22 protein-coding genes are annotated in these 23,600 nt (G+C 65.2%); 16 read left to right on the top strand and 6 right to left on the bottom strand.

The annotated features are described in order from the left end of the window. Positions 1 to 8: 8 nt before the first annotated feature. The 11 genes from ehuB (at position 9) to ACO2Q4_RS19470 (ending at position 11,077) form a co-directional block, all read left to right on the top strand. A complete protein-coding gene (gene ehuB, locus ACO2Q4_RS19520) occupies positions 9 to 827 on the top strand; it encodes an ectoine/hydroxyectoine ABC transporter substrate-binding protein EhuB (RefSeq protein ID WP_423321279.1) in 819 nt (272 codons plus the stop codon). A gap of 61 nt (positions 828 to 888) precedes the next feature. Then, entirely contained in the window at positions 889 to 1,545 is a 657-nt protein-coding gene (gene ehuC / locus ACO2Q4_RS19515; RefSeq protein ID WP_311761593.1) for an ectoine/hydroxyectoine ABC transporter permease subunit EhuC, read from the top strand. After that, positions 1,546 to 2,208: an ectoine/hydroxyectoine ABC transporter permease subunit EhuD gene (ehuD, locus tag ACO2Q4_RS19510; protein ID WP_423321276.1), complete on the top strand. Its 663-nt coding sequence runs from the start codon at positions 1,546 to 1,548 to the stop codon at positions 2,206 to 2,208. Continuing rightward, complete coding sequence (locus ACO2Q4_RS19505; protein WP_423321275.1) at positions 2,205 to 2,948, top strand: ectoine utilization protein EutA; 744 nt, start codon at positions 2,205 to 2,207, stop codon at positions 2,946 to 2,948. Before ehuD ends, ACO2Q4_RS19505 begins: the two co-directional genes overlap by 4 nt. Further along, entirely contained in the window at positions 2,945 to 3,922 is a 978-nt protein-coding gene (gene eutB / locus ACO2Q4_RS19500) for a hydroxyectoine utilization dehydratase EutB (protein WP_423321273.1), read from the top strand. Before ACO2Q4_RS19505 ends, eutB begins: the two co-directional genes overlap by 4 nt. Beyond that, on the top strand, positions 3,919 to 4,896 hold the full coding sequence (locus ACO2Q4_RS19495; protein WP_423321271.1) for a cyclodeaminase: 978 nt from the start codon (positions 3,919 to 3,921) through the stop codon (positions 4,894 to 4,896). The genes eutB and ACO2Q4_RS19495 overlap by 4 nt, the downstream gene beginning before the upstream one ends. Positions 4,897 to 4,906: 10 nt before the next feature. After that, complete coding sequence (gene doeA, locus ACO2Q4_RS19490) at positions 4,907 to 6,088, top strand: ectoine hydrolase DoeA (RefSeq protein WP_423321269.1); 1,182 nt, start codon at positions 4,907 to 4,909, stop codon at positions 6,086 to 6,088. 4 nt (positions 6,089 to 6,092) lie between these two features. After that, entirely contained in the window at positions 6,093 to 7,118 is a 1,026-nt protein-coding gene (gene doeB, locus ACO2Q4_RS19485) for a N(2)-acetyl-L-2,4-diaminobutanoate deacetylase DoeB (protein WP_395135802.1), read from the top strand. Beyond that, the gene (locus ACO2Q4_RS19480) at positions 7,112 to 8,569 is read left to right on the top strand and encodes an NAD-dependent succinate-semialdehyde dehydrogenase (RefSeq protein ID WP_423321267.1); all 1,458 of its coding nucleotides are present in this window, start codon (positions 7,112 to 7,114) and stop codon (positions 8,567 to 8,569) included. The genes doeB and ACO2Q4_RS19480 overlap by 7 nt, the downstream gene beginning before the upstream one ends. Beyond that, the gene (locus tag ACO2Q4_RS19475; protein ID WP_423321317.1) at positions 8,569 to 9,939 is read left to right on the top strand and encodes an aspartate aminotransferase family protein; all 1,371 of its coding nucleotides are present in this window, start codon (positions 8,569 to 8,571) and stop codon (positions 9,937 to 9,939) included. Before ACO2Q4_RS19480 ends, ACO2Q4_RS19475 begins: the two co-directional genes overlap by 1 nt. A 4-nt stretch (positions 9,940 to 9,943) precedes the next feature. After that, positions 9,944 to 11,077 (top strand): alcohol dehydrogenase family protein, encoded by a 1,134-nt coding sequence (locus ACO2Q4_RS19470; RefSeq protein ID WP_423321265.1) that lies wholly within the window; start codon positions 9,944 to 9,946, stop codon positions 11,075 to 11,077. Positions 11,078 to 11,094: 17 nt separating this feature from the next. Here the strand turns inward: ACO2Q4_RS19470 and ACO2Q4_RS19465 are convergent, their stop codons facing one another. Beyond that, positions 11,095 to 12,222, bottom strand: coding sequence for an aminotransferase class V-fold PLP-dependent enzyme (locus tag ACO2Q4_RS19465; protein WP_311761583.1), 1,128 nt, complete (start codon positions 12,220 to 12,222; stop codon positions 11,095 to 11,097). 142 nt (positions 12,223 to 12,364) lie between these two features. Between ACO2Q4_RS19465 and ACO2Q4_RS19460 the strand changes: the two genes are divergently transcribed. Genes ACO2Q4_RS19460 through ACO2Q4_RS19450 form a run of 3 tightly spaced genes read left to right on the top strand, consistent with a single transcriptional unit; the run spans position 12,365 to position 15,731 of the window. Further along, the gene (locus ACO2Q4_RS19460; protein ID WP_423321263.1) at positions 12,365 to 13,069 is read left to right on the top strand and encodes a type 1 glutamine amidotransferase; all 705 of its coding nucleotides are present in this window, start codon (positions 12,365 to 12,367) and stop codon (positions 13,067 to 13,069) included. Further along, a complete protein-coding gene (locus tag ACO2Q4_RS19455; protein ID WP_311761581.1) occupies positions 13,066 to 14,424 on the top strand; it encodes a glutamine synthetase family protein in 1,359 nt (452 codons plus the stop codon). Before ACO2Q4_RS19460 ends, ACO2Q4_RS19455 begins: the two co-directional genes overlap by 4 nt. Then, on the top strand, positions 14,421 to 15,731 hold the full coding sequence (locus ACO2Q4_RS19450; protein WP_423321261.1) for an NAD(P)/FAD-dependent oxidoreductase: 1,311 nt from the start codon (positions 14,421 to 14,423) through the stop codon (positions 15,729 to 15,731). The genes ACO2Q4_RS19455 and ACO2Q4_RS19450 overlap by 4 nt, the downstream gene beginning before the upstream one ends. 10 nt (positions 15,732 to 15,741) lie before the next feature. On the opposite strand, the gene ACO2Q4_RS19445 is transcribed toward ACO2Q4_RS19450, so the two are convergent. The 3 genes from ACO2Q4_RS19445 to folK all read right to left on the bottom strand — a co-directional run bounded on the left by ACO2Q4_RS19445 (position 15,742) and on the right by folK (position 18,909). Then, positions 15,742 to 17,859: a RelA/SpoT family protein gene (locus tag ACO2Q4_RS19445; RefSeq protein ID WP_395135793.1), complete on the bottom strand. Its 2,118-nt coding sequence runs from the start codon at positions 17,857 to 17,859 to the stop codon at positions 15,742 to 15,744. A 31-nt stretch (positions 17,860 to 17,890) separates the two neighbouring features. Beyond that, on the bottom strand, positions 17,891 to 18,247 hold the full coding sequence (rpoZ, locus tag ACO2Q4_RS19440; protein ID WP_311761578.1) for a DNA-directed RNA polymerase subunit omega: 357 nt from the start codon (positions 18,245 to 18,247) through the stop codon (positions 17,891 to 17,893). Between the two features lie 68 nt (positions 18,248 to 18,315). Continuing rightward, positions 18,316 to 18,909, bottom strand: coding sequence for a 2-amino-4-hydroxy-6-hydroxymethyldihydropteridine diphosphokinase (folK, locus tag ACO2Q4_RS19435; protein ID WP_311761577.1), 594 nt, complete (start codon positions 18,907 to 18,909; stop codon positions 18,316 to 18,318). 12 nt (positions 18,910 to 18,921) lie between these two features. Here folK and ACO2Q4_RS19430 point away from each other — a divergent pair, with 12 nt between their 5' ends. After that, positions 18,922 to 19,473, top strand: coding sequence for an NYN domain-containing protein (locus ACO2Q4_RS19430; RefSeq protein WP_311761576.1), 552 nt, complete (start codon positions 18,922 to 18,924; stop codon positions 19,471 to 19,473). Between the two features lie 87 nt (positions 19,474 to 19,560). Further along, entirely contained in the window at positions 19,561 to 20,532 is a 972-nt protein-coding gene (locus tag ACO2Q4_RS19425) for a glycosyltransferase family 8 protein (RefSeq protein WP_423321257.1), read from the top strand. On the opposite strand, the gene ACO2Q4_RS19420 is transcribed toward ACO2Q4_RS19425, so the two are convergent. Beyond that, a complete protein-coding gene (locus tag ACO2Q4_RS19420) occupies positions 20,529 to 21,941 on the bottom strand; it encodes a peptidoglycan -binding protein (protein WP_423321255.1) in 1,413 nt (470 codons plus the stop codon). The genes ACO2Q4_RS19425 and ACO2Q4_RS19420 overlap by 4 nt on opposite strands. After that, complete coding sequence (locus tag ACO2Q4_RS19415) at positions 21,931 to 23,592, bottom strand: hypothetical protein (RefSeq protein WP_423321254.1); 1,662 nt, start codon at positions 23,590 to 23,592, stop codon at positions 21,931 to 21,933. The genes ACO2Q4_RS19420 and ACO2Q4_RS19415 overlap by 11 nt, the downstream gene beginning before the upstream one ends. Positions 23,593 to 23,600: the final 8 nt, after the last annotated feature.

The raw sequence follows: 23,600 nt of genomic DNA, 5'->3' as shown, positions 1-23,600 counted from the left end.
AGAGAATGATGAGGAAATGCCTGATTGCCGCGCTGCTTCTGACAGCGCCACTGCCCGCACTGGCCGACAAGCTGGAAGACCTGAAAGAGCAGGGCTTCGTGCGCATCGCCATCGGCAACGAGCCGCCCTATACGGCGGTCGCGTCGGACGGCAAGGTCTCGGGCGCGGCCCCGGATGTCGCGCACGCCGTCTTTGAAAAGCTGGGCGTCAAGGATCTTGAGGCCTCGATCGCCGAATATGGCGCGATGATCCCCAGCCTGCAGGCGGGCCGCGTCGACGCCATCACCGCAGGGCTGTTCATGAAGCCCGAACGGTGCCAGGCCGTCGCCTATTCCGAACCGATCCTTTGCGATGCCGAGGCGCTGCTGGTGCCCAAGGGCAATCCCAAGGGCTTCAAGTCCTATGCCGATTTCGCCAGCGACGCCTCGGCCAAGCTGGGTGCCCCCGGCGGCGGGACCGAGGAAAAGCTGGCGCTGGATGCCGGCGTTCCCCGCGACCGCCTGATCGTGGTGCCCGACCCGCAATCGGGGCTGAAGATGGTGCAGGACGGCCGCATCGACGCCTATTCGCTGCCGGTCCTGTCGCTGAACGACCTGTTGGCCAAATCCGGCGACGCCAAGCTTGAGGTCTTTGCCCCGGTCGAGGGCGCGCCCGTCTATTGCGATGGCGCGGCCTTCAACAAAAAGGACACCGCGCTGCGGGACGCCTTCGATGTCGAACTGGCGAAGATGAAGGAATCGGGCGAATTCGCCAAGATCGTCGAGCCTTACGGCTTCTCGGCGGCGGCCGCGATCTCGACCTCGCGCGCGAAGCTTTGCGGCGAGTGAAGGCGGGGGCGGACCGAAGCTCCGCCCCGATCAACCGGACAAGGAAGGCAGGCATCAGCGCATGGGCGACTGGGCAGGATATCTTGCTCTCATCCTTCAGGGGGCGTGGATCACGGTCAAGCTGACGGTGATGGGATCGGCGCTGGCGCTGGTCGTGGCCTTTGCCGCGGGACTGGCGCGGGTATCGGGCTCGGCCGCGCTGCGCTGGATTGCCACGATCTATATCGAGTTCTTCCGCGGCACCTCGATCTTCGTCCAGCTGTTCTGGATCTATTTCGTGCTGCCGATGACCGGCATCCAGCTTTCACCGATGCAGGCCGGCGTCATGGCGCTGGGGCTGAATGTCGGCGCCTATGGGGCCGAAGTGGTGCGGGGTGCGATCCTTGCCGTTCCCCGCGACCAGTCCGAGGCCTGCGTCGCCTGCAACCTGACGCGATTCCAGCGGATGCGGCATGTCATCCTGCCGCAGGCCCTGCCATTGATGCTGCCGACCTTCGGCAACAACGCCATCGAATTGTTGAAGGCCACCTCGGTCGTGTCGCTGATCTCTCTGTCGGACATGACGTTTCAGGCGCAGGTGGTGCGGTCGCAGACCGGCAGCACGCTTCTGCCCTTTGCCACGATCCTGCTGCTGTATTTCGCGATGTCGTCTGCGATCTCATTCGGGATGCGCAGGCTGGAGCGCCGCGTGACGCGCGGGCTGGACGGGGTGCGCTAGATGGAATGGGACTGGGAATTCGCGCGCTCGATCCTGCCCACGCTGCTTCAGGGTTTTCGGATCACGCTGCTGGCCACTTTCCTTGGCGCGATCGTCGCGGCTGTACTGGGGCTGGTCCTTGCAATCCTGCGCCGGTCGCCGAACCGCTGGCTGGCGCGGATCACCGGCTTCGTCGTCGAATTCATCCGCGGCACGCCGCTGCTGGTGCAGCTTTACTTCATCTTCTACGTCCTGCCCGATATCGGGATCAGCCTGCCCGCGCTGACGGCAGGGGTCATCGGCATGGGGCTGCATTACGCGACCTATGCCGCCGAGGTCTATCGCGGCGGGATCGAGGCCGTGCCCCGTGGCCAGTGGGAGGCGGCGCGCGCAACCAACCTGACCACGCGCCAGACCTGGACCCATGTCGTTCTGCCGCAGGCGGTGCCGCCGATGATCCCCGCGATGGCCAACTATCTGCTCGCCATGTTCAAGGAAACGCCGCTGCTGTCGGCCATCACCGTGGTCGAGCTGATGAACCAGGCGAAATCGGTCGCGAATTCGTCCTATCGCTATGTCGAGCCGATGACGCTGGTGGGCGTGATGTTCCTGATCGTCAGCGTGATCTCGGTCATCGCGTTGCGCTGGCTGGAACGCCGCTTTGGAAGGATCCCGCGCCAATGAACATCCTGACCCAACCCATCCGGCTGGACGACCGCCCGCTTCGCGCCCGGATCGGACTGGTGACGCTGGCCACCGACCATACGACCGAGGTCGACTTTTCGGTCCTGCCGGCGTGGGGGATCGGGGTTTATGCGACGCGCATCCCCTTTGCGAACCCGGTCACGCCCGAGACCCTGGCCGCGATGGCGGGGGACGTGACCGCCGCCGCCGCGCTGATCCTGCCGGACGAGACGCTGGAGGCGGTCGTCTATAGCTGCACCTCGGCCTCGGTCGTGATCGGCGACGCGGTGGTGTGCGACGCGATCCGACAGGGCAAGCCCGGAACGCAGGCGATCACCCCGATCTCGGCCGGATTTGCGGCGCTGCGCGCGTTGGGCGCGGACCGTATCAGCCTGCTGACCCCCTATACCCCGCAGACGACCGCCCCCATGGCGCAATGTTTCGAGGTGGGCGGGTTTGGGTTGCAGGGCGTCTCCTGCCTGAACCTGACGGATGACCGCGCCATGGCCCGCCTGTCGCATGAAACGATCATCGACGCCGCGCGGGCGGCACTGGCCCCGGACAGCCAGGCCCTGTTCATCGCCTGCACCGCGGTCCGTGCCGCCGGGATCATCGACCGGATCGAGGATGCGCTTGGCGTTCCCGTGGTCTCGGCCAATTCGGCAACGCTTTGGGCGGCGCTTCGGGCCTGCGGTCATGCGGGCATCGGCGGTCCCGGCCAGTTAATGAGGCTGGCATGAGCCTTGGGATCGACGATATCCGCGCGGCCCGCCAGCGCATCCGGGGCCGGATCCGCCAGACCCCGATGCTGCGGGACGAAATGCTGTCGGCGGGCCTTGGGACCCCGGTCCTGCTGAAATGCGAACATCTGCAGGACACGGGATCGTTCAAGTTGCGGGGCGCGACGAACGCGCTGCTGTCGCTGCCGCCCGAGGCAATGGCGCGGGGCGTGGTCACGGCATCGACGGGCAATCACGGCCGCGCGCTGGCCCATGCCGCCCATGCCCTTGGCGTTCCGGCGACGGTCTGCCTGTCGCGGCTGGTTCCGGCGAACAAGGTCGCGGCGGTGCGCCAGCTTGGCGCCGAAGTCCGCATCATCGGTGAAAGTCAGGACGAGGCGATGGCCGAGGTCGCGCGCCTGGTCCGCGACAAGGGCATGACGCAGATCCCGCCCTTTGACGATCCCGCGATCGTCGCGGGCCAGGGCACGCTGGGGATCGAGATCATCGAACAAGTCGCCGATCTTGATGCCGTGCTGGTGCCGCTGTCTGGCGGCGGCCTGGCGGCGGGGATCGCGCTGGCGGTCAGGGCGCTGGCGCCGCGGGCGCGCATCGTCGGCCTCAGCATGGAAGGCGGCGCGGTCATGGCGGCCAGCATAGCCGCCGGCCACCCGGTCGAACTGGCCGAGACGGCCAGCCTTGCCGACTCGCTTGGCGGGGGCATCGGCCTTGGCAACCGCGTCACCTTTTCACTGTGCCGCGACCTGCTGGATGAAGTGATCCTTGTCCCCGAAGACCGGATCGCGGACGGCCTGCGTCATCTGGGCCGCTTGGGCCATGTTGTCGAGGGCGCGGCCGCAGTCGGCATCGCCGCCCTGCTGTCGGCCGCGTTTCGCCCGTCGGGCCCCACTGTCGCGCTGCTGTCCGGGGCGAATATCGACCCCGGCCTTCATGCCCGCATCATGGCGGGCGCAAATTGCGTGGAGCCGGCATGAGAAACCCCGTCACCATCCTGACCGAAGCCGACCTGCGCCGATTGGTGCCCTTGGACCTTGCTGCCGTCGATTGCATCGAGGACGCCTTCCGCGCGCTGGCGACCCAGCCCGTCGCGATGCCGCCGATCCTGCGCCTCGACATTCCCGAGCATCGCGGAGAGGTGGATGTAAAGACCGCCTATATTCCCGGCCTTGACCATTTCGCGATCAAGATCAGTCCCGGCTTCTTCGACAATCCCAAGCTGGGCCTGCCCTCGACCAACGGGATGATTGTCGTCCTTTCGGCACGCACCGGGCTGGTCGAGGCGCTGCTTCTGGACAATGGCTATCTGACCGACATCCGCACCGCGGCCGCAGGTGCCGTCGCCGCACGCCATCTTGCGCGCGAGGACGCAGAGCGTGCCGCCGTGCTGGGTGCGGGCATGCAGGCGCGGATGCAGTTGCAGGCGCTGACGCTGGTGCGCCCGATCAGAAGCGCCGCGGTCTGGGCACGCGATCCAAAGCGGGCAGATGCATTTGCGGCCGAGATGGGTGCGCGGCTTGGCATCCCCGTCTCTTCCGCCGGCACTGTCGCCCAGGCGACTCGCGATGCCGACGCGATCGTCACCACGACCCCCGCCGACAAGCCAATCCTGTCAGCTGCCGATGTCCGGCCCGGAACCCATGTCACCGCCATGGGATCGGATGCCGAGCACAAGAACGAGATCGCACCCGACCTGATCGATGCGGCCTATTACGTCGCCGACCGGCTGTCGCAGACCCGACGGCTGGGCGAGCTGCATCATTCCGCGCTTGTCCATCGCGACTTTCACGAACTTGGGCAGATCATCGCCCGCCTCGCCGCCGGTCGCACCAGCCCCGACCAGATCACCCTGGCCGACCTGACCGGCACCGGCATCCAGGACACCGCCATCGCAGCCCTTGCCCTGTCCCGCGCGCAAGCCGCCGGGGCCGGCGCGCAGTTTTCCCTTTGAGAGCATCACCATGACAGACGTCTCATTGAAATTCACCCGGCAGGAATATGCAGCCCGCCTAGCAAAAACGCGCAAGGCCATGGACGCGAAAGGGGTCGATCTGCTGATCGTCACCGACCCCTCGAACATGAACTGGCTGACCGGCTATGACGGCTGGTCCTTCTATGTCCACCAATGCGTCGTCGTCCCGCCCGATGGCGAGCCGATCTGGTTCGGTCGTGGGCAGGACGCGAACGGGGCGAAGCTGACGGCCTATCTGCGCCACGAAAATATCATCGGCTATCCAGACCATTACGTGCAGAATCCCGAAAAGCACCCGATGGATTACCTGTCGGGCATCCTGCGTGACAAGGATTGGGGTGCGAAGCGCATCGGCGTTGAGATGGACAATTACTGGTTCACCGCCGCCGCCTTTGCCAGCTTGACGAAGAACCTGCCCGACGCGCGCTTCAGCGATTGCACGGCGCTGGTGAACTGGCAGCGGGCCGTCAAGTCGCCACAGGAAATCGCCTATATGCGCAACGCCGCCCGCATCGTCGAGGCGATGCATGCCCGTATCGTGGACCGGATCGAGGTCGGGATACGCAAATGCGATCTGGTGGCCGAGATCTATGACGCGGGCACGCGCGGGGTGGATGGGATCGGCGGCGATTATCCCGCGATCGTGCCGCTGCTGCCCTCGGGGCGCGACGCCTCGGCGCCGCACCTGACCTGGGACGACAAGCCCATGAAATCGAGCGAAGGCACGTTCTTCGAGATCGCGGGTTGCTTCAACCGCTATCATTGCCCGCTGTCCCGCACGGTGTTTCTGGGCAAGCCGACGCAAGCCTTTCTGGACGCCGAAAAGGCCACGCTGGAGGGGATGGAGGCGGGGCTTGCCGCCGCGAAGCCCGGCAATACCTGCGAGGATATCGCCAAGGGCTTCTTCGACGTGCTGGCAAAATACGGCATCAAGAAGGACAACCGCACCGGCTATCCCATCGGCGTCAGCTATCCCCCGGACTGGGGCGAGCGCACCATGTCGCTGCGACCAGGCGACAAGACCGTGCTGGAACCCGGCATGACCTTCCATTTCATGACCGGCCTGTGGCTGGAGGATATGGGGCTTGAGATCACCGAGTCGATCCTGATCACCGAAACCGGCGTCGAATGCCTGGCGAACGTGCCCCGCAAGCTGTTCGTGAAGGACTGAGGCCATGCTTCAGACCCAGATCCAGCTTGCCCCCTCGCCCATATCGGCGACGGTGGACTTCGCGGCGCCGGGTGTGAACCACGGCTTCCTGCGCCTGCCCTATTCCCGAGACGATGCGGCGTGGGGTTCGGTGATGATCCCGCTTAGCGTCGTCAACAATGGCGCGGGGCCGACGGTCCTGCTGACCGGCGCAAACCACGGCGACGAATACGAGGGGCCGATCGCGCTGTTCGATCTGGCCTCGGCCATCCGGGCCGAGGATGTCAGCGGACGCATCATCATCATACCGGCGATGAACCACCCGGCCTTCCTTGCGGGGACTCGCACCTCGCCCATCGATCGGGGCAACCTGAACCGCAGCTTTCCGGGCAGGCCCGACGGAACGGTCACGCAGAAGATCGCGGATTACTTCCAGCGCGTGCTGCTGCCGATGGCCGATGTGGTTCTGGATTTCCATTCTGGCGGCAAGACGCTGGATTTCCTGCCCTATTGCGCCGCGCATATCCTGCCCGACAAGCGCCAGCAGGAACAAAGCTTCGATCTGGTCCGCGCCTTTGCCGCGCCCTGGTCGGTCCGGATGCTGGAAATCGACGCGGTCGGCATGTACGACACCGCGGCCGAGGACATGGGCAAGGTCTTCGTCACGACCGAGCTGGGCGGCGGCGGCACCGCCAGCGCCCGCACCGCGGGCATCGCCCGGCGTGGGCTGCGCAACCTGCTGATCGCGGCCGGCGCGATGCGGGGCGATCCTGCGCCCACACCAACCCAATGGCTGGACATGCCCGACGCCGATTGCTTCGCCTTTGCCGAGGACGGCGGGTTGATCGAGTTCCTGGTGGACCTTGGCGACCCGGTCCGGCGCGACCAGCCGGTCGCCCGCATCTTTCCTGTCGCCCGCACCGGCCTGCCCGCCGTCATCATCCGCGCCCGGCGCGACGGCGTGATGATGGCCCGGCATTTCCCCGGCCTTGTGAAGCCCGGCGACTGCGTGGCCGTGATCGGCGTCGAGATCGAGGATGAACCATGCTGAACGACCCTGCTCTGATGCGCGAAGACGCCTATGTCGGGGGGCGCTGGATTGCGGCCGATCCGCGCTTTGGCGTCACCGACCCCGCAACCGGGGACGTGATCGCCCGCGTTGCAAAGATCGACGCAAAGGGCGCGTGCAAGGCGGTCGATGCCGCCCATGCCGCCTTTCCGGCATGGGCAATGATGCTGCCGCAGGACCGCTCGACGCTGCTTAACCGCTGGTTCCAGCTGATCCGCGACAGTCGCGAGGATCTGGCGCACCTGATGACCGCCGAACAGGGCAAGCCCCTGTCCGAGGCGCGGGGCGAGATCGACTATGCCGCAAGTTTCGTCGAATTCTATGCCGAGGAAGCCAAGCGTCCGAATATCGAAAGCATCACCTCGCATCTTTCCACCGCCGAGATGGAGCTTTGGCGCGAACCGCTGGGCGTCGCCGCGCTGGTCACGCCCTGGAACTTTCCCTGCGCCATGATCACCCGCAAGGCTGCCGCCGCGCTGGCGGCGGGCTGCACGGTGGTCGTCCACCCCTCGGCCGAAACCCCGCTGTCGGCGACCGCGCTGGCGGAATTGGCCCACCGCGCGGGGCTGCCTGCGGGCGTCTTCAATGTCGTCACCGGCGCCGCACCCGAGATCGTCGCGGAATGGTGCGCCGATCCCCGCGTTCGGGTGCTGAGCTTCACCGGCTCGACCGAGATAGGCAAGCTGCTCTATCGGCAATCCTCGGACACCGTAAAGCGGCTGGTCCTGGAACTGGGTGGCCACGCCCCCTTCATCGTCTTCGCCGATTGCGACCTGAAACTGGCGGTGGACGAGGCGATCAAGGCGAAATTCGCAACCTCGGGTCAGGATTGCCTTGGCGCGAACCGCTTCCTGATCGAACGGCCGATCTATGACGAATTCTGCCGCCGCTTCGCCAATGCCACGGCGGCGCTGACGCTGGGACCGGGAAAGCTGGACCGCGATCTTGGCCCGTTGATGAACGAGAACGCTGTCAGGAAGCAGGAGGATCAGATCCGCGACGCCCTTGACCGGGGCGCGAGGCTGATGACCGGCGGCGCCCGCGATCCGCAGGGGCCGCTGTTCTTCCAGCCGACGGTTTTGGCCGAGGTGCCACCGGACGCCCGGATTTTCCGCGAGGAAACCTTTGGCCCCGTCGCCGCGCTGGCCGCCTTTGCGACCGAGGCCGAGGCGATCAGCATCGCCAATGCCACGGAATACGGCCTTGTCGCCTATCTGCACACGCAGGATCCGCGCCGCATCTATCGCCTGTCCCGCGCGCTGGAGTTCGGCATGGTCGCCGTCAACCGCACCAAGGTGACGGGCGCGCCGATCCCTTTCGGGGGCATGAAGCAATCCGGCCTTGGCCGCGAAGGCTCGCGTCACGGGCTCGAGGCCTTCACCGAGATCAAATACGTCTGCCGCGACTGGGCAGAGCATGACAGGAGAGCATGATGCTGACCAATGACGAGCTGTCCAAATGGGACCGCGAGAGCTTCTTCCACCCCTCGACCAATATCGGTCAGTTTGCACGGGGCGAGGGTGCGCAACGGATCATCCGGACGGCCGAAGGCGTCCACATCATCGACCGCGACGGCAATCGCCTCCTGGATGGGTTTGCCGGGCTTTACTGCGTGAACGTAGGCTATGGCCGGACCGAGATCGCTGACGCTATCGCGAAGCAGGCGCAGGAGCTGGCCTATTACCATTCCTATGCCGGGCACGGCTCGGAAGCCTCGATCACGCTGGCGAAGATGGTCATGGATCGCGCGCCCAAGGGCATGGCGCGGGTCTATTTCGGGCTGGGCGGCTCGGACGCCAATGAAACCAACGTCAAGCTGGTCTGGTATTACAACAATATCCGGGGCCTGCCGCAGAAGAAGAAGATCATCTCGCGCTGGCGCGGCTATCACGGGTCGGGGCTGATGACCGGCTCGCTGACCGGCCTCGAACTCTTCCACAAGAAATTCGATCTGCCGCTGGTGCAGGTGATCCATACCGAAGCGCCGTATTATTTCCGCCGCAAGGACGCGGGCATGACCGAGGAGCAGTTCAGTGCCCATTGTGCCGAGGAGCTGGAAAAGCTGATCGCGGCCGAAGGTGCCGACACCATCGCGGCCTTCATCGGTGAACCCGTGCTGGGCACCGGCGGCATCGTTCCCCCGCCGAAAGGCTATTGGCAGGCGATCCAGAAGGTTCTGGCACGCCACGACATCCTGCTGATCGCGGACGAGGTCGTGACGGGGTTCGGGCGGCTGGGCAGCATGTTCGGCAGCGATCATTATGGCCTCAGCCCCGACATCATCACCTGCGCCAAGGGCCTGACCTCGGCCTATGCCCCGCTGTCGGGCAGCATCGTCGGTGAGCGGGTCTGGGACGTGCTGATGCAGGGCAGCGACGAATTCGGCGTCTTCGGCCACGGCTGGACCTATTCCGCCCACCCGATCGGCGCGGCAGCGGGGATCGCGAATCTGAAGCTGATCGATGAACTGGGGCTGGTCGCGAATGCAGGCAGGACCGGGGCCTATCTGAACCAACGGATGCAAGCGGCGCTGGGCGGGCACGCCCATGTGGGCGAGATCCGGGGTGAAGGCATGCTTTGCGCCGTTGAACTGGTCCGCGACCGGGAAACGCGCGCCTTCTTCGACCCGTCCGAGGGCGTTGGCGGCAAGATCGTCGCAGCCATGCTACGGCGGGGCGTCATCGCGCGGGCCATGCCGCAAGGCGACATCATTGGTCTGGCCCCGCCGCTTTGCCTGACCGAGGCCGAGGCCGACGTGATCGTCGGGGCCACGGTGGAATCCGTCAGCGAAGTGTTGGGCTGAGGCGATGACCGACCTGCCGCGCAGCATGTCCGCCATGGTCCTGACGGGTCATGGCGGGTTGGACCGCCTGGAATGGCGCACGGATTGGCCCGTACCCCGCCCCGGTGCTGGCGAGGTTCTGGTCCGCATCACCGCCTGCGCCAAGAACAACACCGACCGCAAGGTTCGCGAAGGGCTGTATTCAACCGCCAATGACGGCGCGGTCACGTCATTCGCGATGGCCGGTCCCAGCCTTGGTTTTCCGCGCATCCAAGGCGCGGACACTGTCGGGCATGTCGTGGCCGTGGGCGCGGGCGTCGCGCCCAACCGGATCGGAGAGCGTGGCCTGCTGGACTTCAACATCTATCCCGACGGGCGCGGCGACCTGAACCTTGCCCCGGATTACTTCGGACATGGGGCCGATGGCGGGTTCGCGGAATATGGCGTCTTCCCCTCGGACCAGTTCCACGCGATCCCGAACCCGGAACTGAGTGATGCCGAACTGGCGACTCTGGGCATGTGTTCATGGCAGACGGGTTTTCACATGCTGACCTCAGCCGGGGTTCGGGCGGGCGAGCATGTGATCGTGACCGGCGCGTCGGGCGGGGTCGGCACCGCCCTGATCCAGCTTTGCCGGGTCATCGGGGCGATCCCCCATGCCATCGCCAGCGCCGGCAAGGCCGAGGCACTGCGGAGACTGGGGGCGGCATCGGTCATCGATCGCAGCGCGGTGTCGGACTGGGGGTCCGCGATCGACGCCGCCACGGGGGGCGTCATCATCGACGCGGTGATGGATCTTGTCGGGGGCGAGATGACCATCCCGCTGATCGAGGTGATGTGCCGGGACCTGCGCGCCCGCCGCACGGCCCCCCGGATCTCGATCGCGGGGGCCAGCGGTGGCAATGTGACCGCCCTGCCCTGGACCCTGATCTATCTGAACCAGGTGCAGATCTTCGGCGTCTCGCATGGCACGCGGGATGAGGCGCGGCAGTTGATCGACTGGATCCGCGAGGGGCGGTTGAAGCCGGTGCTGGCCGGCACCATGCCCCTGTCGCGCCTGCACGAGGCAGAGCGCGTCTTTGCCGAACGCAGCCGCGATTTCATCGGCAAGCTGGTCATCGTCCCGGACAAGGTGCTGGAACCGGCCGTCGCGTCCTGACGGCCGGTTCGCGCGGGTCAAAGCACTGCGTCGAAGGCCGGGACCAGACGCGCCAGCGTGCCGTCAACATCGTTCAGCTTGTCGAGCCCGAAAAGCCCGATGCGGAAGGTGCGGAAGCTTTCCCCCTCGCCCACCTGCAGGGGAACGCCCGCAGCGATCTGAAAGCCTTGCGCCAAGAATTTGCGGCCGGTCTGGATCTCGGCGTCATCGGTGTAGCAGACGACCACGCCGGGGGCGGCGAACCCCTCGGCCGCGACGGAACGCAGGCCACGCTTGGCCAGCTCCGCACGAACGGCATTGCCCAGTTTCCACTGCGCGTCCCGCGCCGTTTCGAACCCAAGCGCGCGCGTTTCTTCCATCGCCTCGCGCAGGCCCAGCAACGCGTCGGTCGGCATGGTGGCGTGATAGGCGTGCCCGCCATCCTCATAGGCCTTCATGATCGCGCGCCACTTCTTCAGGTCCAGCGCGAAGCTGTTCGAGGTCGTCGCTTCAAGCCGCTCGACGCCGCGCGCTGACAGCATGACCATCCCCGCCGAGGGAGAGGCCGACCACCCCTTTTGCGGGGCCGAGATCAGGACGTCGACGCCGGTCGCCTGCATGTCGACCCAGATTGCGCCCGAGGCGATGCAGTCCAGCACCATGATCGCCCCGACCTCATGCGCGGCATCGGCGATGGCACGGATGTAGTCATCGGGCAGGATCATCCCGGCGGCCGTCTCGACATGCGGGGCGAAGACGGCATCGGGCCGCGTCTCGCGGATCTTGGAGACAACCTCCTCGACCGGAGCGGGGGCAAAGGGCGCGCGCGGCTCATTCCCCGCCGGACGCGCCATCATCACCGTCGTTTCGCGGGCAAACCCGCCCATGTCGAATATCTGGCTCCACCGAAAGCTGAAGAAACCATTGCGCACGATCAGCGCGTGGGCGTCGCGGCCGAACTGGCGGGCCACCGCCTCCATCGCGCAGGTCCCGCCACCGGGGACAAGGGCCACGGCCTCGGCGTGATAGACTTCGCGCAGGGTCGCGGAAATATCGCGCATGACGCCCTGGTATTTCTGAGACATGTGGTTCAGCGACCGGTCGGTGAAGACGACCGAGAATTCCTGCAGGCCGTCTGGATCGACATCAGGGCGAAGACCGGGCATTGGATTTCCTTTCCTGCGAACGGGTTGGCCCGACCCTAGCGCGGCCGCCGCGACAGGGCCAGCCCCACCAAGGAGTGAGGGAGGGCCTTGCCGCGTTCCCCTGCGCCGACTACCTTTGCCGGGAACAATCAACAGGCCAATCATGCGCATCGGCATCCTGAAATGCGGCCAGTCGCCCGAACTTCTTCGCGGCGAACTGGGCGACTATGACACCATGTTCGAACAGCTTCTGGACGGACGGGGATTCGAATTCACCAGCTATCACGTCGAGAACATGCAGTTCCCAGCCAGCGTGCACGACGCTGACGGCTGGCTGCTGACCGGCTCGCGCCACGGCGCCTATGAGGATCATCCCTTCATCCGCCCGCTTGAGGCCTTTATCCGCGACGCATATGCGGCGCATGTCCCGATGGTCGGGATCTGCTTTGGCCACCAGATCATCGCTCAGGCACTTGGCGGCAAGGTCGAGAAATTCGGCGGAGGCTGGTCGGTCGGCGCGCAGGATTACGATTTCGGCGGCGAACCGGTGACGCTGAACGCCTGGCACCAGGATCAGGTCGTGACCCGCCCCGAGGGCGCGCAGGTCGCTGCGACCAACGGTTTTTGCGAGAACGCGGCGCTGGTCTATGATGACCGCGCCTTTACGGTCCAGGCCCATCCCGAATTCCCCGACGCCTTCATCCAGGGCCTGATCGAGACAAGGGCAAAGGGCGTCGTCCCCGAACCCCTGCTGGACCGCGCCCGCGCCCGGATGGGGGGGCCGCGCCAGTCCTCGGTCATGGCCGACCGGATCGAGACTTTCTTCAAGGCGCCCCGCGCCACCCAGCGCGAACAGGGTGCCGCATGAAGGCGCGCTGGATCGAAGAGACCCCGCAAGCCGCCCAGGATTTCGTCGCCGGCCGCCGGCTGGACGAGGTCGAATGCATCGTCGCCGACATCGCGGGCGTCGCCCGTGGCAAGGCCATGCCGGCATCGAAATTCGCGCATCAGGAACGGTTCTATTTGCCGAACTCGATCTTCCTGCAGACGATCACGGGGGACTGGGCCGACAACCCCTCGGGCGCGTTCACCGAGCCGGACATGATCCTGACGCCGGATTTCTCGACCGCGACGGCCGCGCCCTGGACGGCGGACGTGACCTTGCAGGTTATCCACGACGTCTCGACCCAGACCGGAGAGCCGGTGCCGACGGCGCCGCGCAACGTGCTGAAGCGCGTCGTCGACCTTTACCGGGAAAAGGGCTGGAAACCGATCGTCGCGCCCGAGATGGAGTTCTTTCTGGTCGCGCGCAACATCGACCCGAACCAGCCGATCATGCCGCCGATGGGCCGCTCTGGCCGCCGCGCCGCGGCCAAGCAGGCCTATTCGATGTCGGCCGTGGACGAATACGGCAAGGTCATCGACGACATCTATGATTTCGCCGAGGCGCAGGGCTTCGAGATCGACGGTATCCTGCAGGAAGGCGGCGCGGGTCAGGTCGAGATCAACCTGAACCACGGCGACCCGGTGCATCTGGCCGACCAGATCTTCTATTTCAAGCGCCTGATCCGCGAGGCGGCGCTGCGCCACGACTGTTTCGCGACCTTCATGGCCAAGCCGATCGAGGGCGAGCCGGGCAGCGCGATGCATATCCACCATTCGGTGGTCGGAATCGAAACGGGGCGGAACATCTTCTCGGACGAGAAGGGCCACGAGACCCCCGCCTTCATGCATTTCATCGCCGGCATGCAGAAGCACCTGCCCGCTGCGGTGGCGCTGTTGGCTCCATACGTCAACAGCTATCGCCGCTATGTCCCTGATTTTGCAGCACCTATCAACCTTGAATGGGGGCGTGACAACCGCACCACTGGGCTGCGTGTGCCGATCTCGGGGCCAGAGGCGCGGCGGATCGAAAACCGTCTGGCCGGAATGGACTGCAACCCCTATCTGGGGCTGGCCGCCAGCCTGGCCTGCGGCTATCTGGGATTGATTGAGCAGGAAAGTCCCCGCGCCGAATGCCTGGGCGACGCCTATATGTCGCAGGATGAACTGCCCTATAACCTGGGCGATGCGCTGGACCTGATGGACGAAAGCGCCCCGATGCGCGAGGTTCTGGGGGCCGAGTTCATTGCCGTCTATCAAGCGGTCAAGCGCAACGAATACAAAGAGTTCCTGCAAGTCATCAGCCCATGGGAGCGGGAGCACCTGCTGCTGAACGTATGAACCTGCTGCATTCGAATGATCGCGACGGGGAATATCCGCCCAGCCTTTACGCCGCGACACGGACGGAACTTCGCGCCTTTCCCCCTTTGCGGGCCAAGGCGCAGGCCGATGTCGTCGTCATCGGCGGCGGCTATACCGGCCTTTCCGCGGCGCTGCATCTGGCCGAGGCCGGGCGACGTGTCATCCTGCTTGAGGCGCATCGCGTGGGTTTCGGCGCGTCGGGGCGCAATGGTGGACAGCTTGGATCGGGGCAGCGGCTTGAGGTCGACGACCTGGAAAAGATGGCCGGTCGCGACGCCGCACGCAGGCTGTGGGATCTGGCCGAGGACGCAAAGCGCCTGACCCGCGACATTGCCGCCCGTGCCGGCGTTCCGGTCGCGGACGGGATCGCCCATGCATTCCGTACGCGAGCCGAATTCGATCACGCGACTGCGCTGATCGAACGACTTGCGCGCGACTATGACTATGACCGGATCGAGGCGCTGGATCGCGACGCCTTTCGCGCGATCCTGCCCTCGGACGCCTATGTCGCGGGAGAATTGGACCACGGCGCCGGACACCTGCACCCGCTGAACCTTGCCCTTGGCATGGCGCGGCTTGCCGATGCCGCGGGCGCGGTCATCCATGAACAATCGGAAGTGACGGGGATCGACCACGCCCGGCAGGCCGGGGGCAAGACCACTGTGACAACGGCAGATGGTCAGATCACTTGCGATCACCTGATCCTGGCCGCGAATGGCTATCTGGGCACACTTGAGCCCAAGGTCGCCGCGCGGGTCATGCCGATCAACAACTTCATCGTCGCGACCGAGACGTTGGGCGCGCGCGCGGCCGAAGTCCTGACTCGCAATATCGGCGTCCATGACACGAAATTCGTCGTCAATTACTGGCGGCTGGATTCCGACAGCCGGCTGATCTTCGGCGGGGGCGAGAATGTCAGTTACCGCTTCCCCGCAGACATAGCCGCCAAGGTTCGAAAACCATTGCTGGAAATCTATCCCGGCCTTGCGGACGTCAGGTTGGCTTATGCTTGGGGCGGGACGCTGGCGATCACCATGACGCGGATGCCCTGTTTCATCCGTCCGGCCCCGAACTGCCTGTCGGCCAGCGGCTATTCCGGTCACGGGCTGGCGCTGGCGACGCTGGCGGGCAAGCTGATGGCGCAGGCGGTTCAAGGCCAGTCGGAAGGTTTTGATACGATGTCGGCGTTGCCGGTCCATCCCTTCCCTGGAGGCACGCTGCTGCGTTGGCCCCTGCTCGTCGCGGGCATGTCCTGGTATTCGCTGCGGGACCGATTGGGCGTCTGACGGCCGGCGTTCAGTCGAGATGCGCCAGCGGGTCGCGGATCCGTGCAATCTGGGCCACGTCGCTTTCCGCCTCAAGTGCGGTCAGCAGGGCATGCAGATGCTCGCTGTCGCGCAACTCCACCTCAACCCGCAGGCGATAGAAATCCGGCTTGCGGTCAAGGAAGACCAGATCCGAGATATTCGCGCCCTGCCCGCCGATCAGCGTGCAGATCCGACCCAGCACCCCCGCGTCGTGGCGGATCGTCAGCGACAGGTTCGCCGAATAGGCGGCAGGATGCTGGCCTTCGCGCCAATGCAGGTCGACCCAGCGGTCGGGACTGTCTTCGAATTCGGCCAGGACGGGGCAGTCGATGGCATGGATCACCACGCCCTTGCCACGATAGGTGATGCCCACGATCCGTTCGCCCGGCAAAGGATTGCAGCACGGGGCGCGGGTGAATTCCTGATCGGCCTCAAGCCCGGCAACCGCGCGCTTCGCGTCAATCTCGCTGCGCTTGGCCGCAAGTTCGGGGTAAAGTGCGGACAAGACTTCATGCGCCGAGATTTCGGCACTGCCGATCCGGGCCAGAAGTTCATCCGTATCCGGCAGGGCCATGGTCCGCGCGGCGGTCCGCAGCGCCTTGTCGGTGACGCGGCGGCCCACATGCTCAAACGCGACGCGGATCAGTTCAGACCCCAGCCGGATGAAGCGCGAGCGGTCCTCTTGCCGCAGGCTTCGGCGGATCGCGGCCTTGGCCCGGCCGGTCACGACAATATCCAGCCATGTCGGCTGCGGCCTTTGCCCGGAGGCCGCGATGATCTCGACCGACTGCCCATTCTTCAACCGCGTCCACAGCGGCACACGAATGCCATCGACCTTGGCGCCGACACAGGAATTTCCCAGCCGGGTGTGGATCGCATAGGCGAAGTCGATCGGCGTCGCGCCCTTGGGCAGCGGGATCACGTCGCCCTTTGGCGAAAAGCAGAACACCTGATCGGAATACATCTCGAGCTTCACATGCTCGAGGAACTCATCGTGATCCTCTTCGCCGAAACGCTCGGTGAGGCTGGCGATCCATTCGCCCGGATCGACGGCAAACGGGTTCTCGGTCCGTGCGCCGTCACGATAGGCCCAATGCGCAGCCACGCCGGATTCCGCGACCTCGTGCATCTGACGGGTGCGGATCTGCACCTCGACCCGCTTGCCATCGCGCCCCGAAACCGTGGTGTGGATCGAGCGGTAGCCGTTGGCCTTGGGCTGGCTGATGTAATCCTTGAACCGACCGGGCACGGCGCGCCAGCGGTGATGGATCACGCCCAGCGTACGATAACAGTCGGCCTCACTGCGGGTGATGATGCGGAAGCCGTAGATGTCGGACAGGCGCGAAAAGGAAAGCTGCTTTTCCTGCATCTTGCGCCAGATGCTGAACGGCTTTTTCGCGCGGCCATAGACGTCGGCCTCGATCCCCTCGCGCTCCAGTTCCGAGCGGATGTCGGCGGTGATCTTGGGGATCACATCGCCGGATTCGCGCTGCAGGCTGACAAAGCGACGGATGATCGAGTTGCGCGCCTCGGGGTTGATGACCTTGAAGGCAAGATCCTCAAGCTCTTCGCGCATCCATTGCATGCCCATGCGCCCGGCGAGCGGCGCATAGATGTCCATGGTTTCGCGCGCCTTCTGGGCCTGCTTGTCGGGACGCATCGACTTGATCGTGCGCATATTGTGCAGGCGGTCGGCCAGCTTCACCAGAATCACGCGAAGATCGCGCGACATCGCCATGAAAAGCTTGCGGAAATTCTCGGCCTGCTTGGAATGTGCACCCGACAGCTGCAGGTTGGTCAGCTTGGTCACGCCATCGACAAGATCCGCGATCTCGCGCCCGAACATCTGCGCGACCTCGGCCCAGGTCGAGCGCGTGTCCTCGATCGTGTCGTGCAGCAATGCGGTGATGATGGTGGCGTCGTCCAGCCGCATCTCGGTCAGGATGGCGGCGACGGCGACCGGATGGGTGAAATAGGGCTCGCCTGAATGGCGGAACTGCCCTTCATGCATGCGACGCCCATATTCATAGGCGTCGCGAATCAGATCGGCATTGGTGCGCGGATTATAGTTTCGAACCAGCGCGATAAGGTCTTCGACGTCGATCATGTTCTGGCGAAGACCCCGTGTCAGCCCTGGCTTAGTTGCGGCCCTGGGCTTCCAGCATCATGCGAAGCATGCGCTCTTCCGATTCCTCGTCGGCGGGTTTCGGACGATCAACTTCGGCACCCAGCAACAGGGCCATCGCGTCCTCTTCCGGCTCGTCGACCTCGATCTGGGTCTGGGTCGCCTCGATCATGCGTTCGCGCAGTTCGTCAACCGGTTGGGTTTCGTCAGCGATTTCACGCAGGGCGACAACCGGGTTCTTGTCGTTGTCGCGGTCGATGGTCAGTTGGCTGCCGGCCGTGATCTCACGGGCGCGATGCGAGGCCAGCATCACGAGATCGAAACGGTTCGGAACCTTGTCGACGCAATCTTCGACTGTCACACGGGCCATCGGTCACCTTTGGCTTGAATACGGGATGCAGGGCGAAGCCGAATATTTGGCGCTTCGCCCGAGGAATGTCAAGTTGTCAGGGCTCGTATATCCGCCCGCGCATCTGCTGGCAAGGCGGCCAACATCTCGGCCACACTTCGCCCCAGGCGCGGGTGGCGCCAACCCGGCGCGACCTCGGCCAGCGGCACCAGGACAAAGCCCCGGTCCTGCATCCGGGCATGGGGCAGGATCAGCGTTTCGGGCGCGGTCTCGGCCTGGCGTTCGGGCGGCAATCCGCGCCAGGCGTCATGGGTCGCAAGATCGGGCAGGACAAGGTCGCCATAGGCGATCAAGTCCAGGTCGATCCCCCGCGCCTGCCAGCGCGCCCCCTCGCGCACCCGCCCCAGATCGTGTTCGATCCGGTGAAGCGCGGAAAGAAGCTCATCCGGAGAATTTACCGTTTGCAAGGAAAGCGCCGCATTCACATAATCAGGGCCAGATCCGGCAGGAAATGCCGGCGTTTTCCAGAACCTGCTTAATGACGACAGAACCACTCCCGGCAACTGTATGATTTGCTCAACCGCTGCGCGAATTGTGGCCTCGGGAGGACCTGCCAAACTAGGCAGGTTCCCGCCAATTGCGACCAGGGCTAGGTTCGCCGAAGGCAATCTATTCTGAGTCATATCGAGGTTATCGTGTTTTACAAAGACGATCGGCTAGCTTTGTTCATTGACGGTTCGAACCTTTACGCAGCGGCAAAGTCGTTGGGATTCGACATCGACTATAAGCTGCTCCGCCAGGAATTCGAACGCAGGGGAAAACTGATCCGCGCCTATTACTATACGGCGCTGCTCGAAAACGAGGATTACTCACCCATCCGGCCCCTGGTCGATTGGTTGCATTACAATGGCTTCTCGATGGTGACGAAGCCGGCACGGGAATACACTGACGCGCTTGGGCGCCGCAAGGTCAAGGGCAATATGGATGTCGAGCTTGTGGTGAACGCGATGGAACTGGCCCCGCGCCTGGACCATGCCGTCCTCTTCTCGGGCGATGGCGACTTTCGTCCGCTGGTCGAGGCGTTGCAACGCCAAGGCGTCCGCGTGTCGGTCGTGTCCACCATGCGCAGCCAGCCCCCGATGATCGCGGACGAACTGCGCCGGCAGGCCGACAACTTCATCGAACTCGACGCGCTTCGCGAGGTGATCGGCCGTCCCCCGCGCGAACCTGCGCCGCAAGAGACCTGATGCCATTGCGAAATCCCGGACGGCAGTCGTAATACTGGACTGAACCGTCTGGATCAAAGGACCAGCCATGACTTCTGCGGACCGCCCATGGCGCTGACGCCGATCTTCAGTCCCGGCTTCCAGCCACGCTCGGACCTTGCGGTCATCGTGGCCTGCGATGCGAATTATCTGCCCTATGCGGCGACACCTGCGTTGGCCCTTGCGGCGGCGGGGAATGCGCATGACGTGCTGATCGGCGGGCCCGAGCCGGTCGAGATGCCGCAGGCACTGATGCAGGCGGGGATCCACCACGTCGCCGCGCGCGACGACGCGCTGCTGGACGCCCTGCCCTTGGACGCGCGCCGCTCGCTTGCAACCTATATGGAGCTGTTTCTGGGCAATGCGCTGCGCGGGCATTACCGGCGCATCCTGGTGATCGACGCGGACATCCTTTACGAACGCGGCGACCCGGCGCAACTTCTTTCGGCCGACATGCTGGGGCGCGCCGTCGCCGCGGTGCGCGACAACCGGCAATGGCGCACGCCCGGCCGCAAGGTGTCCGAATTCAAGAAGCTGGGCGAACCGGCCCATCCCTATTTCAACGCTGGCGTGGTCATGATCGACACCGAGGCATTTGCGACACAGGATCTTCCCAATCGGGCTGCCGACTTCGCGCGCGAACATCTGGCCGGGCTGGGCCGCGACCAGGCGCTGATGAACGGGATCCTGAAAGGGGACTGGGCCGAGATCAGCCCGCTGTGGAACTGGCAGTTCACCTCGGCTTCAGCGCATCTGACCAGCATGGTCGATCCGTGCCTGGTCCATTTCATAGGCACCCGCAAACCGTGGCTCGACAGCTCGCAAGGGATCGTGCCCATGCGGATGCGCGATGCCTTCGGCCGGGTGCTGGCGCGGCACTTCCCGACGGCACCGCAGGTCAGCCGCTCGACTCGGCGGCACTGGCCCGAAGCCGGGGCGCTGCGCACCGCCCTGTTCCGCCAATGGCGGGCGGCAGGACCGATGATCCGCTACCTGAACCGCTTTCCCGACCAGTATACGCTGATCGATCCGCGGGTCTAACGCTCGGTCAGTTTCAGCTCGATCCGGCGGTTCTGGGCGTGCGCCTCGGGGCTGTCGCCGCTGGCGACCGGGCGGGTATCGGCAAAACCCGCGGGCAGCAGTCGGTTCGCGGGAAAACCCAGATCGTCGATCATGTAGCGCACGACTGACAGCGCACGTGCCTGGCTCAACTCCCAGTTGTCGCGATAGCGGCCCTGCCCCGACAGCGGCTGGCTGTCGGTATGGCCGTCGACGCGAATGATCCAGTCGATCTGCGAAGGGATCTCGCCTGAGATCTGCTTCAACTGCTCGGTCACGCGGGCGATCTGGGACATGCCCTCGGTCGAAAGGGTCGCCTCTCCGGTCGGAAACAGCACTTCCGAGGAAAAGACGAAGCGGTCCCCGACCACACGCACGCCTTCGCGCCCTTCAAGGATTTGCGACAGACGGCCGAAGAATTCCGAACGATAGCGGGCGAGGTCCTTGGCCTCGGCCTCGGCCTTGCTGCGCGCGTCTTCCTCAAGCGCGCGGCGCTTGCGCTCTTCATCCGCGGCGCGGATCAGCGCGACGTTCAACTGGCGACCCAGATCCTCGACCTTCAAGTCGGTTTCTTTCTGGTCCTGGTTCGCACCTTCAAGGACCGAGTGCAGATTGCCAAGCTGGTCGTTCAGTTGCGCGACCTGCTGGTTCAGCAGCGCGACGCGGCGCTGATCCTCGGTCGACAGGGCCTGCTGGTCGGCCAGCTTCTGCTGGGCCAGGGCCAGAAGGCCGGCCTGGCGCTCGGCTTCGGTCGCGTTGGTCTGGGCCTTGTCGCCCAATTCCTTCTTGGCGGCATCCGCGGCGGCCAGCAGGGTCAACGTCTCCTCGGCCTTCTTGCGAGCATCGTCCAGAGCAAGCGTGGTCGCCGTCAATTCGGCATCCGACTTGTCCAGCCGCTCTTGCAGGGCCTTGGCAGCGGCGGCGTCGGCGATCCGCGCGGCCTCGGCATCGGAAAGCTGCGCCTGGGTCTGGGTCAGCGAGGTGCCCGCCTGTTCGTTTCGTTGCCGCAAATCGGCGATCAGAGCATCCAGCGCTTCGCGCCGTGCCGCCGCCAGCCTCGCCGCCTCGGTCTGGGCATCGATCTCGGCCCTCGCAGAGGAAACCGCCTGCTCCGAGGCGCGCAACCGCGCCTGCTCCGCTGCAAGATCCCGCCCCAGTGAAACGCCCTGTTCCTGCGACGTCGACAGCGCCTCGCTGAGATTGGCCACACGGTCGCCCAGCTGCTCCAATTCGCTGTCCTGCGAGGTGATGCGTTCACGCAGCACGGATTGCAGCACCATGAAGATCGTCAGCGCAAAGATCAGGACCAACAGCAGCGTCGACATCGCATCGACGAAGCCCGGCCAGATATTGGCCGAGAACCGCTCGCGCCCGTGACGGCTAAGCCCCATCCCGGCCCTCCAGCGCACGGATGGCACGGGTCAGCGCGGCCATATCGTCGCGCAGTTCAGCGATCAGCCCGTCGCGTCCGCTTGCCGCTTCCTCGACCAGCCGCCCCAGTTGGACGTCGATGGACCGCAGGCGCATCCGCGCCTCGGGGTCGTCATGCTGAGCCGGTTTGGTTTCGGCCAGTTCGACCAGCCGCGCCTGCCCGTCCGTCAGCCGCGACAGTGCGCGGGTCAGCGCAGCGAGATGGGCACCGTCAAGGTCGCGATCGCCCGGCGGCTGCTGTTGTGTCATCAGCGAGGCGACCTGCTGCTGTCCCTCAGCCATGCGGGCAACGATATCATAGAATTCATCAGGCAGACGGGCATGGGTGCCGTTCCGCGCCAGCGCCACAAGCTGTTCCTGTCCATCAGCGAGTCGACCGAAGGCCCGGTCCAGCCCCACTGTCAGGTTCTCGACCCGCGTGCTCTCCGAGACAACGGCCGTGGTCGCATCGGTCAGCCGCTCCTGCCCGTCCGCAAGACGCTCAAGGATCTCGCTCAGGCGGCGATGGCTGTCCGCTTGCGCCCGTCGCTCGGCCGCAAGTTCGCTGCCAAGCGCATCGCGGTCCGACTGGATCAGCGCGGTCAGGCGTTCGACCCCTGCCGCCAGCGCCATCGACCGAGTATCGGCATCCGATGCCTCCTGATCGCGCAGAGTATCGCGTTCAAGGTAATATTCCTGCAGGTCGGTCACGCGCAGGCCCATCGCGCCCAGGAACTCTGCCAGCGCGGCTTGGTCCAAACCTTGTTCGCCACCCGCCATTCCGATGCGCGTGAACGAGGAAAGCCATTCCTCAAGTTCACGATAGAAGCGGTTCTGGCCATGGCTGGCAAACAGTTCCAGCAGGCCCACGACCAGGGATCCGGCAAGCCCCAACAGAGAGCTGGAGAACGCGGTCGCCATGCCGCCCAACTGGGTTTCCAGCCCGTGCATCAGCTTGTCGAAGACTTCGACCCCGGATTCGCCCTGTTCCGGGGCGAGGGTGCGGATGGTTTCGACAATGGCGGGCACTGTTGTCGCAAGACCGTAGAAAGTGCCCAGAAGACCTAGGAAAATAAGAAGATTTCCAAGATATCTCGTGATGTCGCGGGCTTCGTCGATACGGGTCGCGACCGAATCCTGGATCGAGCGTGCCGACTCGGTCGAGATCGTGGTCCCGATGGGACCGCGCGATCCCAGCAGCGCCGCCAGCGGGGCCAACAGGCGCGGGGCGGCATAGCCTTGCGTCTGGCCCTGATCCTGCCGGGCATATCCCAGCTTGCCTGCGGCAAAACTCTCGATCCAGCTGACCGAGTTGATCAGCTGGGCCACCTGCCAGAAGCAGGTCAGAACGCCAAGCGCAAAGACGAACAGGATTGCCCCGTTAAGCCACGGATTCGCGGCGAATACCGGCTTGATCTGGGCATAGGCGAACCACGCGCCCACCGTCACCAGCGCCAGCACGATCAGCATCAGCACGACCTGTCGCACGGGCTGCGAGAAATAGGGCTCGGCCGCGTTGCGCCCATCGCCGCGGGCCGCACGCGTGGCCGAAAGCCGGGTCGCGCGGTCCTTGCGCCCACCGCCCGGGGGCTCGGCGGCACTGTTCCTGTCTTCGGTCTCTGCCTGCGACAACGCCGCCC

The organism is Paracoccus sp. KR1-242, from assembly GCF_049446195.1.
Lineage (GTDB): Bacteria > Pseudomonadota > Alphaproteobacteria > Rhodobacterales > Rhodobacteraceae > Paracoccus > Paracoccus broussonetiae.
This window is presented reverse-complemented; position numbering and strand designations above follow the sequence as displayed.